Source organism: Streptomyces herbicida (assembly GCF_032656585.1).
Taxonomy (GTDB): Bacteria; Actinomycetota; Actinomycetes; order Streptomycetales; family Streptomycetaceae; genus Streptomyces; species Streptomyces herbicida.
In genome coordinates, this window is the sequence record NZ_JAUYWJ010000005.1 from 272,704 (window position 1) to 286,497 (window position 13,794).

At 72.8% G+C, this 13,794-nt stretch carries 15 protein-coding genes; 5 read left to right on the forward strand and 10 right to left on the reverse strand.

Features of this window, described 5'->3' with window-relative positions:
• The first annotated feature begins 87 nt into the window (after window positions 1-87).
• The gene (locus Q8A52_RS13520; protein WP_316751503.1) at window positions 88-813 is read left to right on the forward strand and encodes a class I SAM-dependent methyltransferase; all 726 of its coding nucleotides are present in this window, start codon (window positions 88-90) and stop codon (window positions 811-813) included.
• 60 nt (window positions 814-873) lie between these two features.
• Here Q8A52_RS13520 and Q8A52_RS13525 read toward each other — a convergent pair whose 3' ends face one another.
• From Q8A52_RS13525 to Q8A52_RS13555, 7 genes are all read right to left on the reverse strand, one after another.
• On the reverse strand, window positions 874-1,617 hold the full coding sequence (locus Q8A52_RS13525) for a GntR family transcriptional regulator (protein ID WP_316751505.1): 744 nt from the start codon (window positions 1,615-1,617) through the stop codon (window positions 874-876).
• A gap of 130 nt (window positions 1,618-1,747) precedes the next feature.
• Complete coding sequence (locus Q8A52_RS13530; RefSeq protein ID WP_316751507.1) at window positions 1,748-2,914, reverse strand: serine hydrolase domain-containing protein; 1,167 nt, start codon at window positions 2,912-2,914, stop codon at window positions 1,748-1,750.
• Between the two features lie 216 nt (window positions 2,915-3,130).
• Window positions 3,131-3,535, reverse strand: a complete 405-nt coding sequence (locus tag Q8A52_RS13535; RefSeq protein WP_316751509.1) for a nuclear transport factor 2 family protein — start codon at window positions 3,533-3,535, stop codon at window positions 3,131-3,133.
• Between the two features lie 10 nt (window positions 3,536-3,545).
• A complete protein-coding gene (locus tag Q8A52_RS13540; protein ID WP_316751511.1) occupies window positions 3,546-4,514 on the reverse strand; it encodes an acetylxylan esterase in 969 nt (322 codons plus the stop codon).
• Window positions 4,515-4,644: 130 nt separating this feature from the next.
• On the reverse strand, window positions 4,645-5,232 hold the full coding sequence (locus Q8A52_RS13545) for an Rv1733c family protein (protein ID WP_316751513.1): 588 nt from the start codon (window positions 5,230-5,232) through the stop codon (window positions 4,645-4,647).
• A gap of 191 nt (window positions 5,233-5,423) precedes the next feature.
• Entirely contained in the window at window positions 5,424-6,179 is a 756-nt protein-coding gene (locus tag Q8A52_RS13550) for a ferredoxin reductase (protein WP_316751516.1), read from the reverse strand.
• Window positions 6,172-6,777 (reverse strand): sulfite oxidase-like oxidoreductase, encoded by a 606-nt coding sequence (locus Q8A52_RS13555; protein ID WP_316751518.1) that lies wholly within the window; start codon window positions 6,775-6,777, stop codon window positions 6,172-6,174. The genes Q8A52_RS13550 and Q8A52_RS13555 overlap by 8 nt, the downstream gene beginning before the upstream one ends.
• A 169-nt stretch (window positions 6,778-6,946) precedes the next feature.
• On the opposite strand from Q8A52_RS13555, the gene Q8A52_RS13560 reads away from it, so the two are divergent.
• Together Q8A52_RS13560 and Q8A52_RS13565 are read left to right on the forward strand one after the other, a co-directional pair.
• Window positions 6,947-7,135 (forward strand): hypothetical protein, encoded by a 189-nt coding sequence (locus Q8A52_RS13560; protein ID WP_316751520.1) that lies wholly within the window; start codon window positions 6,947-6,949, stop codon window positions 7,133-7,135.
• Window positions 7,132-7,872 carry a GNAT family N-acetyltransferase gene (locus tag Q8A52_RS13565; RefSeq protein ID WP_316751522.1) on the forward strand — a complete coding sequence of 247 codons (741 nt, stop codon included), beginning with the start codon at window positions 7,132-7,134 and terminating at the stop codon, window positions 7,870-7,872. The genes Q8A52_RS13560 and Q8A52_RS13565 overlap by 4 nt, the downstream gene beginning before the upstream one ends.
• A gap of 13 nt (window positions 7,873-7,885) precedes the next feature.
• Here Q8A52_RS13565 and Q8A52_RS13570 read toward each other — a convergent pair whose 3' ends face one another.
• The gene (locus Q8A52_RS13570) at window positions 7,886-8,329 is read right to left on the reverse strand and encodes a MarR family winged helix-turn-helix transcriptional regulator (RefSeq protein ID WP_408649197.1); all 444 of its coding nucleotides are present in this window, start codon (window positions 8,327-8,329) and stop codon (window positions 7,886-7,888) included.
• An 82-nt stretch (window positions 8,330-8,411) separates the two neighbouring features.
• Here Q8A52_RS13570 and Q8A52_RS13575 point away from each other — a divergent pair, with 82 nt between their 5' ends.
• Both Q8A52_RS13575 and Q8A52_RS13580 read left to right on the forward strand, forming a co-directional pair.
• Window positions 8,412-9,467, forward strand: coding sequence for an ABC-2 transporter permease (locus Q8A52_RS13575; protein ID WP_316751524.1), 1,056 nt, complete (start codon window positions 8,412-8,414; stop codon window positions 9,465-9,467).
• Between the two features lie 179 nt (window positions 9,468-9,646).
• The gene (locus Q8A52_RS13580) at window positions 9,647-10,423 is read left to right on the forward strand and encodes a putative protein N(5)-glutamine methyltransferase (protein WP_316751525.1); all 777 of its coding nucleotides are present in this window, start codon (window positions 9,647-9,649) and stop codon (window positions 10,421-10,423) included.
• 109 nt (window positions 10,424-10,532) lie between these two features.
• Here the strand turns inward: Q8A52_RS13580 and Q8A52_RS13585 are convergent, their stop codons facing one another.
• Window positions 10,533-11,309: a hypothetical protein gene (locus Q8A52_RS13585; RefSeq protein WP_316751527.1), complete on the reverse strand. Its 777-nt coding sequence runs from the start codon at window positions 11,307-11,309 to the stop codon at window positions 10,533-10,535.
• Between the two features lie 159 nt (window positions 11,310-11,468).
• Window positions 11,469-13,535: a SpoIIE family protein phosphatase gene (locus tag Q8A52_RS13590; RefSeq protein WP_316751529.1), complete on the reverse strand. Its 2,067-nt coding sequence runs from the start codon at window positions 13,533-13,535 to the stop codon at window positions 11,469-11,471.
• Between the last annotated feature and the right edge of the window lie 259 nt (window positions 13,536-13,794).

Here is a 13,794-nt window from a genome sequence, read left to right on the forward strand (position 1 = left end):
AGTCAATTAATTGATTACCTGCCGATGAGAATAGGCGGCTCCCGCTGCCGTGTCCACAGAAACATCGCGTTCCCCTAGGCTTGCCGAATGTTCAGCCCCGAAGGACCCAGCCTCCGCGAGCTCGCCGTCCAGGCGCTGTCGTCCGTGGAGCGGGGATACGACCTGCTGGCGCCGAAGTTCGACCACACCCCGTTCCGTACGCCGGTCTCGGTCCTGGAATCCGCGGCCGAGGTGCTCGCCGGTCTCGGCCCCTTCGAGGACGGGCTCGACCTGTGCTGCGGCACCGGCGCCGGGACGGACGTGCCGGCCCGGGTGTGCCGTCGGAGCGTCACGGGCGTCGACTTCAGTGCGGGCATGCTCGACGTGGCCCGGCACCGGCCCAGGACGGCGCGGCCGCGAGTCGCCTGGGTGCGCGCCGATGCCCGCGCCCTGCCCTTCACCTCCGCCTTCGACCTGGTGGTGAGCTTCGGGGCCTTCGGTCACTTCCTGCCGCGCGAACTGCCGGGGCTGTTCACCGAGGTTCACTCCGTACTGCGGCCGGCCGGACGCTTCGCCTTCCCGGTGCTGGCACCGCCGCGCCCGTCGACCCTCGGGTTCTGGATGCTGTTCGGCTTCGACGCGGTGATGCGGGTGCGCAACGCCGTGTGGCGGCCGCCCTTCGTCATGTACTACCGGGCGTTCCGGCTCGGCCGCGTGCTGCGGGAGCTGGAACGCGCCGGATTCGAGGTGGACCTGTACCCCCTGCCCGAGTTCGGGCGGCGCGAGGACGGCAGCCCCCGTGCGCGGATGGTCGTGGCGCGGCGGCTGCCGTAGTGCATGCCCCGGCTTGCGGTTCCGGCCGCCGATCGGCCCCGGCGGCGGTCGGCGACCCGGTCAGCCGGCCGCCGGCAGGGTGAACTCGTAGACCAGTGCGTCCTGTTGGGCGTCCACCACCAGGTCGGTGATCTCCAGCGGGCGGGCGTACTGGTCGTGCACGCGCCGGGTCACCCGAACCGAGGCGGCATCGGTGGCCTGGGTGATGGAGTCCCGGTGGTGCAGGGCCAGGCCCGCCCTGCGCATCCAGTCGTAGGCCCGGCGCAGCTGTGCGGCGGCCGATCCGTCGGCGCGGTCGCGGTACCGGCCAAGCTCCTCCACCTCGGACAGCGCCACCGCCGAGAAGGACGTCACCGCGGTGCGCAGTGTGCGGCCGTCGGGCGCGGCGGACTCGTAGCGGTGCACCAGGGTCGGCCGGTGCGGGGCGAGCCCCAGGGCCGCGGCGTGCTCCGGCGGCGGTGTCTCCCAGGTCACGGTGGCCCGGTCGACCGCGCACGGGTCCGCGCTCCGGACGCCCACCGGGAAGGCGAGGGACACCGGGTCCTCCACCGGTCGGCCGGGCAGCGTGGCATGGCTGCCCCGTCGGTCGGTGGTGACAAGACCGTCGCGCCGCAGCACTTCCAGCGCCTGCCTGACGGTCTCCCTGCTGACTCCGAAGTGCTCGGCCAACTGCCGCTCGCCCGGCAGCCGTTCACCCGGCGGGACGGTTCCGTCGCGCAGCTCGGCGAGGAGCTTCGTCGCGACCCGCCAGTACAGGGGCTGGTCGTCGGTCTGGGGGTGGTCGTGAGGGGTGGTGCGGGCCATGCCGCGCCTCCTGTTGGTCACAAGACGTAGCCGTGCGGGCTCATTGCGCGACCACATCTAGCATTGGTCTAAACCAACAGGGAAGGGTGGCCCGGTGGTTCGGCCGAAACCGAACCGCGCACCGTCCGTGTCAGAGCGATCGGTACAAGGCGTCGACCAGCGCCATCTTCCGCGGGTCGTCGGCGATATGAGGCCCCATCCGGTTCATCGTATAGCCCAGCGACACCCCGGCGTCAGGGTCGGCAAGCCCGCAGGAGCCGCCGAAGCCGTCATGTCCGAAAGCCCGTGGCTCGGGTCCGTACGAACCGTTCGGTCCGCTGAGCCACAGACCGAGCCCGATCTCCGTCTCGTGCTCGAAGCCGGCCCCGAGTACGAGGTCGCGGCAGCTGCCCTGCCCCTCGCGCACCCGCTCGGCCGCCTCGGTGGAGAGGATGCGCCGGCCGCCGTACGAGCCCTGCCCGGCGAAGACGCCGTACAGCGCTGCCACGGCCCGAGCCGTGCCGTGGCCGTTGGCGGCCGGGATCTCGGCCGCCCGCCACCCGGGCGTGTTGGCCTCGGCGGCGCCGGCGATCGGATTGGTCAGCGCCGCGATCGCGCCGGGCGCCAACCGGCTGAAGGCCGCGGCCTGTTCGCTCGAGTACGCGGCCCGCGGATGCACCAGTTCGGCGGCCCGCCCGGACTCCTTCGGCGGCAGGCCGATCGTGAAGTCGACACCGAGCGGCCCGGTCACCTCCCGCTCCAGGAAGGCACCGGCGCGCAGCCCCGAGACCCGCCGTACGACCTCTCCGACGAGGTGGCCGTAGGTGAGGGCGTGGTACCCGGACCGGGTTCCCGGCTCCCACCAGGGCTCCGTCGCCGCGAGCCGCGCGGTCGTCAGCTCCCAGTCGTAGAGCTGCTCGAGCGAGTGCGGTTCACGCAGGCCGGACAGTCCGGCCCGGTGCGACAGCAGATGCCGTACGAGGACCTTCTCCTTTCCGGCGGCGGCGAACTCGGGCCAGTACGCGGCCACCGGCGCGTCCAGGTCGAGCAGTCCCCGGTCGGCGAGGATGTGCGCGCACAGCGCCGTCGGTCCCTTCGTCGTCGACCAGACGTTGACCACGGTGTCCCGCTCCCACTCGCGCGTGCGCGCCGCGTCCGCCCAGCCGCCCCACAGGTCGACCACCGTCTCACCGTCGACCGTCACCGCCACCGCGGCGCCCAGTTCGCCCCGCTCCCGGAAGTTCTCCTCGAACGCCAGCCGCACCGCGGCGAAACGCGCGTCGCAGTGACCGTGGACGTCTGGCTCGTGCTCGGACATGGGTCCTCCGTCGTCGCAGGGGGAGCAGGGGGAGCAGGGGGAGCAGGGGGAGCAGGGGAAGCAGGGGAAGCAGAGGGAGCAGGGGAAGCAGAGGGAGCAGGGGAAGCAGAGGGAGCAGGGGAAGCAAGGGGGAGCAGGGGAGCCCGGGCCGCGACGGTGCGGCCCGGGCCCCCTGAACGTACCGACTGGTCGGACTGGAGGGAAGGCGTCGGCCGGTCAGAGGAAGAACAGCTTCCCCGACGGTTCGTGGTGGCCCTCGGCCGTGTGCCAGTAGTCGCGGGTCTCGACCGCGCGCCCCTGCGTGTCGAAGCGCACGAAGACGCAGCCCGCGAGCGTGGACGGCGCGCCACCTTCCTCGGAAAGGACCCGGAACTCGGCCACCGCGACCCCGTTCTGCCCGACGACCGGTGGCGAGAACCGGACGTCGGTCACCCGTTCCTCCGTGAACGACCAGCGCAGATACGCGGCCAGCTCGCCGCGCCCGCGGTGCGGTTCCCGAAACGGCATCGAGCGGTGCTCGCAGTCCTCGGCGTACAGCTCCAGCAGCGCGTCCACGTCGTGTGCGGCCCAGGCCCGCTCCCAGACCCGCACGAACCGCTCGGCGGCCTCATGCGTGTCCATCCGGCTCCTTTCAGGCGTACGACCGCAGCCAGCGCATCTGCTCGGCCTCGTGGAAGGGGCCGCCGCCCTCGTGGTCGTTGAAGTCGTACACCTCGATCGCCTTGTCGTCGTGCGCCCAGGCGTTGAAGGCCGCGAAGACCGTCGACGGCGGACACGTCTGGTCCTCCAGCGCCGTCGAGAACAGCGCGGGGGCACGGCCGCGGGACGCGAAGTGCACGCCGTCGAAGTAGGAGAGCGTACGCAGCACGTCGTCCAACCGGCCGCGGTGCGTCTTGAGATAGAGGCCTATCTCCCGGTACGGGTGACGGTCCGTCAGCGTCGTCGCGCGCGGGTAGTCGCACAGGAACGGCACGTCCGGGGCGACCGCCACCAGGTCGGGGACCAGACCACCCACCGCCAGGGTGATCCCGCCACCCTGGCTCGAACCGAGCGCCACCGTGCGTGCCGCGTCCGTCAGCGGGTGCGAACGGGCCGCCTCGATCGCGCGCACCGCGTCCGTGAACACCCGTCGGTAGTAGTAGTTCTCGGGCGCGTCGACGCCCCGCGTCATGAATCCGGGGTACGCCGGAGCGCCGCCCACCGGGTCCGCGGTGCCGCCCCCGCCGCCCCAGGCGCTGCCCTGGCCGCGAGTGTCCATCACGAAGTGCGCCCGGCCCGTCGACGCCCACAGCAGGTGCTCGTGCGGCAGTCCGCGCCCTCCGCCGTAGCCCACGAACTCCACCACCAGGGGCAGCGGCTCCTCGGCCCCGGCGGGCAGGAGCAGCCAGCCCTTGACCGGGTGGCCGCCGAACCCCGCGAACGTCACGTCGTGCACCCGCACCGTGGACAGACCGACGTCGACCGGTTCGAAACGGGCGTCCAGGTCGTGCTCGCGTGCCTCCTGGAGCGTCTTGGACCAGAAGGCGTCGAAGTCCTCGGGCTCCGTGGACTCGCTGCGGTACTCACGAAGCTCGTCGAGAGGAAGGTCGAACAGGGCCATCGGTAACCGCCTTTGAGAGTGATCGTGCGGATGATCACACCGTACGTGGGTGGTCGGAGGAGCCGAAAGGCCCGGGTCACCCGCTTCGGCCGGCACCCCCGCTCCTCCGCCGCCGTTCATACGCCCCGGCTCATGCCGTCCAGCGGGTCCATTCCGGGCCCGTGCGCGCCCACTCCCGTTCCCACTCGGACATACGGTGGCGCAGCGAGACCCGGCGTATGACGCCGTGGCCGACGAGCATGACGGCCGCCGCACCGCCGGCCGCGCACACGCCGACGGAGACGGTGTGCTGCCAGACCGCCACGTCGTTCGGCGGCGGGGCGACACCACGCCCCCGGGAGTCGAACCACACGTCCACCACGTCACCCTGGCGCGCGCCCGCCGGGACCCGCGCCACGGCCGTGCGGGCCGCCGCGCCCGGCTGTTCCGTCCAGCGCACCGTCGCCCGGTAGGGGTGCTCCCGGCCGCCCTGCACCGAGGGGAGCTGGCGGGGCGTGCCGCCGATCACCTCGGCACGGACGCGATGCCGCTCGGCCCGCTGCGCCGCGGCCACCGTCCGGGCCCCGTCATGGGCCCACAGGCCCACCAGCGCACCGGCCAGGGGCGCACCCACCAGCAGCAGCACGGCGACGGTCAGCGCGGTCCACGCCTCCACGACGTCCGACCGGCGCCGCAGCGGGTTGTACCGCCAGCGCCAGCCGCGAACCCGGGTTCGCATGTCGACCTCCTCGCAGTCACCCATGCGAGCGTCCACACCGGTGTGGTACCCCGTACGGCGCAGTCGGCTCACCTCGCCGGAGGGACCGAGCGTGCCAAGGCCGTCCACAGCGACGCTCGACACCCACTGGCGTGCCGGCCTGCGGGTCTGCGGGTCTGCGGGTCTGCGGGTCTGCCGCAGACGGTGCGAGGTCAGCCGAAGCGTTCGATGCGGATACGGTCCACGGGCTGGCCCGCCGCCACGAGCAGCCGTGAGGCATGCTCGGCGAACCCGTTGGAACCGCACACATAGGCTTCCCATCCGCCAGGAGGCTGCTCGGCCAGGAGCGGCGCCACATGTGCGGCGGCCATACGTCCCACCGGCACACCGTCCGGCGCACTGCGGGTGAACACCGGGGTCGTCTCCACGCCGAGCTCGCGCGCGTAGATCAGCTCCTCGGGGCTGCGCGCGGACACCAGCAGCCGCAGCGGCACGGTGAGGCCGCTGCTGCGGTGGTGCCGCACCATCGACATCAGCGGTACGACTCCGGAACCGGCGCCGATCAGCAGCGCGGGCCGGTCGCCGGGCCAGGCGAAGAAACCGCTCAGCGGGCCGCGCACCTCCACGGTGTCGCCCGGCCTGGCCACCGTGTGGAACCAGCCGGAGACCTCGCCGCCCTCGACATGATCCAGGGTCAGCTCGATGTGCCCGGATTCGTCGGGCGCGGACGCGATCGAATAGTGGCGCTGCGCCACATAGCCGTCCTCGGCGGTGAGCCGCAGCATCAGATGCTGCCCGGGCAGATGCCCCGCCCAGTGCGGCACCGCGAACCGGAAGGTGGCGGCGTGCGGGGTCTCGCGCCGGATCTCCGTGAGGGTGGCCGGCTGCCACACCGTCGCGGCCTGGCCGCTGACCGCGATGCGTCCGGGCACCGCGAAACGAGTGGGGGGAGTGAAGGTCTCAGTCACCGGAGTACCGCTGTTCCTCCCAGGGGTTGCCGCGCGCGTGGTAGCCGTTCTGCTCCCAGAAGCCCGGTACGTCGTGGTCGAGCAGAGTCAGGCCGGCGATCCATTTGGCGCTCTTCCAGAAGTACAGGTGCGGCACCAGCAGCCGCGCCGGCCCGCCGTGCTCGGCCGCGAGCGGCCTGCCGTCGTACTCCCAGGCGATCCAGGCGCGTGAGCCGGTGAGGTCCGCGAGCGGGAGGCTGCTGGTGTAGCCGGTGTGCGAATAGGCCACGGCATGTGTGGCGGACACATGGGGCCGCACCACACTGAGGAATGCGTCCAACGAGACACCTCCGAACCGCACCCCGAACTTCGACCAGCTCGTCACGCAGTGGATGTCGCCCTCGTACACCGACCCGGGCAGCGCGTGCGCCTCGTCCCAGTTCCAGGTCCGCGGCTCGGCGACCAGTCCGTCCACGCGGAAGGTCCAGTCGGCGGGCGCGAGGTCGGGGGTGACCTCGGCGGACAGGACGGGCCAGTCGTCGCCCGCGTCGTACTGGCCGGGTGGCAGCCCGGCGTCGGCGGCCCGGGGGCGCCCGGTGAAGCCTCGGGTGATGTTCATGCTTCAACCGTACGCTGTCGTCGTCGGTGTTCCGCCCCTGGTCAGCGGCCCGTTCCTTGCGGCTGTACGAACTCTGCAGGGCTCCGGGAATAGCGCTCGCGCGCTCCTCCTTGGCGCTGAGTGCCGGGATCGACCGCCCGGCGGCAGCGTAGGGAGAGCGAGGAAGCAGATGCCCAAGGCGTACGTGTTCACGCGGTACGGCGGACCGGAGTCCAGATGGCTCGGCGGACCGGTGACCGAGCCGGTCGGCCGGAATCGGCGCACGGGAGCCCGCCGCCCCGGCGAGACCGGTGAGCGCGTCCGCCCCGCCGTCCTGGGCAACAGGGCCTCCGGTGCGGCCGGGGAGGCCGCCGTATGAGCGACGTCGGCCTCGTCGGCGGTGCCCCGCACGTCCTCGACAACCCCGCCCTCGCCTCCCTGACCGGTCCGCACGCGCACTTCGCCGAGCGGCGCGGGCGCGTGCTGCGCTACCCGGTCGACGTGTCGCCGTGGCTGGCGCTGCCCGCTGAGCCCGACGCGGGCGACTGGGCCGACCTCGCCGCGCTGGCCGGGCCGGGCGCCGAGGTGCCGCTGCCGGGCTTCCGGGGGCGGGTCCCCGACGACTGGGAGATCACCTTCCAGGTGGAGGGCGTACAGCTCGTGGGAGAGGGTCTGGCCAGCGCGCCGGACGCGGAGGCGGTCCGTCTCGGCCCCGCCGACGTCCCCGAGATGCTCGATCTGGTCGAGCGCACCCGGCCCGGACCGTTCCTGCCCCGCACCATCGAACTCGGTACGTACCTGGGCATACGCCGAAGCGGCGCGCTGATCGCCATGGCGGGGGAGCGGCTCCACCCGCCCGGCTGGACCGAGATCAGCGCGGTCTGCACCGACCCCGCCGTCCGCGGCGAGGGCCTGGCGACCCGGCTGATCCTCGCCGTCGCACACGGCATCCGGGAACGTGGCGAGTCCCCGTTCCTGCACACCGGCGCGCGCAACACCAACGCCATCCGGCTCTACGAGTCCCTCGGCTTCCGGCTGCGCCGCCGCACGGCGTTCCTCGCGGCGCGGGCGCCGGAGCGGCTGTCCGACGGACGGGAAGCCGTACCGGTGTCGTAGGGCGGACGCCCGGTCAGTCGGGGTCGGCGGCCGGCGCGGGCCCCGCGTTGTACCGCTCCAGATACCCGGCGAACCGGATCAGGTCCTCCTCGGGCCAGTGCGCGAGCCGCTCCCGGAAGGCGGCCCGGCGGCTCTCCGTGACCTGGGCGAGGATCTCCTGGCCTGCCTCCGTCAGATGCAGCACCTGGACCCGGTGGTCCTCCGGGTCCGTACGGCGCTCGATGAGTCCGGCCCGCTCCAGCGCGGCCACCTGGCGGCTGACCGTGGACTTGTCCAAGGCATAGTGCGCGGCCAGGTCGGTGGCCCGGCAGCCGCCGCTCTCCTCCAGGTGTCCGAGCAAGGTGTACGACACCAGCGACAGCTCCGGGTGCATGCGTCCCGCCGAGGCGCGGGCCCGGCGGGCGAAGATCGTCATCTCGCGCTGGATGGTCTCGACGGCCGTCTCCGCTGCTGTCACGCGAATACCTCCTCCGACGTTCTAGTTGTATAGTACAACCTGAAAGAAAGTTGTATAAGCCAACCGTTGGAGGTCGCCCCCGATGAGGTCGCCAGCGCTCCGCCATGTGCTCACTCACCTGGTCACCCCCCTGCTGATGTGCCTGGGCATGGGGCTGGCGTACATGGGGGCCTTCGTGACCCCGGAGCCCCACCATCTGCCCGTCGCCGTGGTCGGCTCCGGCCCCGAGGCGAAGGTGTTCGCGCAGACGGTCAAGGACACCGCGGGGGACAAGCTCGACGTCCGCACCGTCGCCACCCGGACCAGGGCGGTCGACCTGCTCAAGTCCCGTGACATCACGGGCGCCTATGTACCCAGCGGGAAGGCGCCGCAGCTCCTGGTCGCCAGTGCCGCGTCCGACATGGGCGCCACGGCCGCCGAGAAGGTCTTCACCCCGGTCGCCGCGAAGCAGGGCGCGCCGCTGAAGGTCACCGACGTGGCCGCGCCGGTCGCCGACGACCCCACCGGGCAGGGTCTGTTCTTCCTGCTGATCGCGCTGAGTATCGGCTCGTACGCCTCGGTGGCCGCACTCGGCGCCGCGGGCGCCACGCTGCCCATGCGGGTGCGAGCCCTGCTGGCGCTCGGCGTGTCCGTCGTCGTCGGCGGCATCGGCGCACTGCTCGCCGGACCCGTGTTCCGTCTCGCCCACCATGACCTCGCCGGTGTGTGGGGGGCGGCCTGGCTCTACTCCGCGGGCATCCTCTTCATCGGCGTCGGCCTGCACACCTTCCTGAAGCGGTGGACCACGCTGACGATGATGGTGCTGTTCGTGATGCTCAACTTCACCAGCTCCGGCGGTCTGTTCCGGCCCGAGCTGCAGAACGGCTTCTTCGGCGCCCTGCACGCCTTCTGGAACGGCGCCGGGTTCGTGGAGGGCACCCGCAGCCTGCTGTACTTCGGCGGCGACGGCCTGGGCCGCAACATGGGGACGCTGGCGGCCTGGCTGCTGGCCGGCCTCGCCCTGACCGCGATCGCGGCGGGGTACGAGCGGGCCAGGGCGTCCGCGCCGGCGCTCGCCGTGCCGGAGCCGCAGGTCGCGCAGCGGGCGGTCGTCCCGGCCGAGGCCGAGGAGGAGGTCGAAGAGACCGTCGGCGTCTGACGGTTGGGGTAGGGTTGCGGTCGGCCGCGGACCGCCCCGGCCGTGAACCGCGAGGAGGTGAGACCCATTACCGCTGTGTCAGCTCGGGTGCTCTCTCCTCGAGGCATTGCGGGTCACCGGCAGTAGGTGACCGCGAGAGCATCCTTCGGCCCCAGGTCTCCGAAAGGCTCTCGGCCCTCATGCCCCCGTATTCCCCTGCCACCGTCGTCTCCGCGCTGCGCGCCGCCGGATGCGTCTTCGCCGAGGACGAGGCGGAATTGATCCTCGCCACCGCCCGGACGCCGGACGAGCTCGCCGCGATGGTGGACCGGCGCGTCGCCGGACTGCCACTTGAACACGTCCTTGGCTGGGCCGAGTTCCACGGACTGCGCATCTCGCTGGAACCGGGCGTCTTCGTCCCCCGCCGCCGCACCGAGTTCCTGGTCGGCCAGGCCCTCGCCCAGGCCCCGCACACGTCCGTCGTCGTGGACCTGTGCTGCGGCTCCGGAGCGGTCGGCGCGGCCCTGGCCGCCGCGCTGGGCCGGGTGGAGCTGCACGCCGCGGACGTGGACCCGGCCGCGGTGCGCTGTGCCCGCCGCAACATCGCCGCCTTCGGCGGTCACGCGCATACGGGCGACCTGTTCGACGCGCTGCCCGGCGGCCTGCGCGGCCGGGTCGGCATCCTCGCGGCGAACGTGCCGTACGTCCCCACCGACGAGGTGGACCTCCTGCCGGTGGAGGCCCGCGACCATGAGCCCCTCGTCGCCCTCGACGGCGGCGCCGACGGCCTCGACATCCTGCGCCGGGTCGCCGCCGCGGCACCGCAGTGGCTCGCCCCTGGCGGCTGCGTCCTGGTGGAGACGAGCGAACGCCAGGCTCCGAGCGCGGTCGAGGCGTTCACCCACGCCGGTCTGAGCACGCGTCTGGCGGTGTCCGAGGAGCTGTCTGCCAACGTGGTGATCGGCGTCCGCCCGTAGGCGCTGCCCGGCGCTGCCCGGTAATTCCGGCTCGGTGCGGGGTGGCGCTCGGGTGGTGGTGCGCCGGGACCGGCTGCGGCTGCCGCCGTCCGCCCCGGACGGTCTCATCTCAGGTCGTCGCCCCGCTGCCCGTCGGACTCGGTGACGTAGTGCGGTCGGGGTGGCTCCACCACGGACCGCCGTGACCGGGGAAGCCCCGGCGGCCGTCGTGCCGGCCCTCGCCCGGGCCCTTGTGGTCGAAGGTGCCCGCGACGGCGACCGTGGCGGTCCTCGTGCCGTTGGCGGAGCGCGTGCCGGCGAGGAACGCCTTGTCGCCCTGCTTGAGTGCGTCGGCGCCCTTGCCGGACGAGCCGGCCCGGCCCACCTCGGCGCCCGGGCCCACGGTCCAGGTCCACTGGGCGCCGTCGTCGCTCTTCACGGTGACCTGGTCGCCGTCCGCCTTCTCGACCGTGCCCCGCTGCCAGATCCGTACGACCCACTTCCCGGTGTCCCGGTCCTTGACGGTCGCCTCGCCGTGCACGCCGTTCCCGCCGAGGCCGAACCAGCCGAACCCGGGGCCGTGTCCATGGCCGTCCGGTGACGGTGACCCGGAAGGGGAGCCGGCGGCAGCGGGTACGACGTCGGCGCCCGACCCGCCCGAGGCGGCGGCGTAGGCGACGGTGCCGCCGAGGGCCAGAGCCACGACCGTGGCCGCCACGGTCACCGCCCGGGCCCGGGCCGACCGCCTCCGCCACCGTGCCCGCAGTGCCGGACCCGGCTCACGGTCCTGTCCCGGTCCGGCGATCACTTCCCATTCCCCGGCCGCCCGCGGCGGATGCGGGGGCATCGGCGGAATCGACCCCGCGGGCCCGTCGCCGGAGCCGTGCCCGTGGTCCGGTTCGTGCATCACAGCTCGCTCCCATCGGCCATGACACGCGGCATCCCGTGCGCATGCCTCCCTGTGATTGTCCGATGACGCCGATAAGAACCCGGTAACGAGTTGCTGTGAATCGGGCGGTCGGGCCGGTGCCTGCGCCCGTCGTTCGGGCCGGTTCCCGCGCCGCTCCTAGGGAAGCTCCTGCGCCCGCGCTATCAGGAGCGCCACGTCGTCGTGGTTGTCGGGGTGGTGCAGCGTGCGCAGCAGGAGGTCGCAGGCCTCCTCCAGGGGCCGGGCCGGGTCGTCGAGGAGGGAGAGGAGAAAGCCGAGGCGTTCGTCGAGCGAGTGACTGCGCGTCTCGACCAGCCCGTCCGTGTAGAACACGAGCTCGTCGCCGGGGGCGAAGTCGACCGTGGTGGTGGAGAACGGGACCCCGCCCACCCCGAGCGGCACACCGGTGGGCAGGTCGAGCAGTTCCGGCGGGTGGCCGACGCGGACGCGGGCCGGGGGCAGATGCCCCGCGTTGGCGATGCGGCACTGGCGCAGCCGGGGGTCGTGGACGGCGTACACACAGGTCGCGATGGAGTGGTCCAGGCCCGAGGCGATCTTGTCGAGATGCTCCAGGAGCACCGCGGGATCGAGGTCGAGCGAGGCCAGGGTGGTGGTCGCGGTGCGCAGCCGGCCCATGGTGGCGGCCGCGTTGATGCCGCTGCCCATCACGTCGCCCACGACGAGCGCCGTCTTGCCGCCCTCCAGCGGGATGACGTCGAACCAGTCGCCGCCGACCTCGGTGGTGGCTCCCGCGGGCTGATAGCGCGAGGCCACCTCCAGACCGGTGGTCACCGGCGGATGGCCGGGCAGCAGGCTGCGCTGCAGGGTGAGCGCGGTGTTGCGGGCGTTCTGGTACCAGCGGGCATTGTCGATCTGCACGGCCGCGCGGGCGGCCAGCTCACGGGCCAGCACCAGGTCGTCCTCGCCGAAGGGCGCCGGATTGCGGGTGCGCTTGAGGTCGAGGGCGCCGAGCACCTCGCCCCGCGCGATCAGCGGGACGGCCAGATAGGAGTGGACGCCTGCCCGGCCCAGCAGCACGGCCGACTCGGGGGAGCGGGCGATGCGGGGCAGGTGCTCGTCCTTCACCTGGGGTACCACCACCGGGCGGCCGGTCCGTACGCACTCGGTGATCAGGCGGTCGGGGGCGTACCGGACGAGCTGCCCGGGCGGGTCGGCGGCCTTGAGGGCGTCCTCGCCGTCCTCCGCCCGTACGGCGAGGGCGCGGATCACCGCGGGCTCGGAGGGTCCGAGCGTGCTGCGGCGGCCCTCGACCACCGCGTCGAGCAGGTCGACGGCTGCCACGTCGGCGAGTTCGGGCACGGCGACGTCGGCCAGCTCGCGGGCCGTGCGGTCCAGATCCAGGGTGGTGCCGATCCGGGTGGAGGCGTCGGCGATGACGGCGAGGCGGCGCCGTGCGGTCTCGGCCTCGACCCCGGCCCGGTACTGCTCGGTGATGTCCACTATGGAGGCCGCGACGCCGAGGACCGTTCCCATGGCGTCCTCCAGCCGGTACAGCGACATCGACCAGGTGTGGTCCTCGTCCGGATCCGCCGGGGTCCGGCCGACGGTGGTCTTGTCGACGAGCGGCTCGCCCGTCTCCAGGACCCGGCGGGCCGCCCCTTCCAGGGCGTCGGCGTCCACCAGCGGCAGCACCTCGGGGACCGTCCGCCCGACGTGGTCCCCGGCCGGAACTCCGTTGATCTTCGCCAGCGCCGGGTTGACCGAGACGTACCGCAGCTCGGTGTCCAGCACGGCCAGCCCGATCGGCGACTGGTTCACGATCCGCTCGGACAGCGCCACGTCCTGCTCCAGACGGCGCACCGTCGACCGGTCGGCCGCGAGACCCAGCGCGTACACCTCGCCCTGGTCGTCCAGCAGGCGCATGTTGCGGAACTCCACCAGCCGGGTGCCGCCGTCCTTGGTCCGGACGGGGAAGGCGCCGGCCCAGCTCTGCCCGGTGCGCATGACGTCGGCGAACAGCTTGCCGACCAGCTGGATGTGCTGCTCGTGCACCATCAGCCGGGCGGCGTACTCGCCCAGCGCCTCCTGGGCCGAGTAGCCGAACAGCTCCGCCGCCTGGGGGCTCCACAGCACGATGCGGCCTTCGGCGTCCAGCACCACCGAGGCCACGCCCAGCACGTCGAGCAGGCCGCTCGGCCGCACCGGACCGCCGCCCTGGGCCACCGGAGCCTCGGCTGCACTCATTCCACGCACCGCCTTCGCCGGACCGCACGGTACGCCGTCCCCCGTGCCGACTCCCCTTGTTCTACCGCGCTCACACCGAATCTCCGACGCCGCCGACGACTGTCTCCACCATCCCTCAACACAACGGCGGGCGTCCGGCGAAGCCGCGAGGACGGGGCCACGTGGGCGTATGACCTGTGCCACGCCGCAGGGCGGGCCTGTCGGGCCTGTTCACCCGCCGTTCCGCCGTTGGTCTGTACATGACCAACAAGCGCCGCCA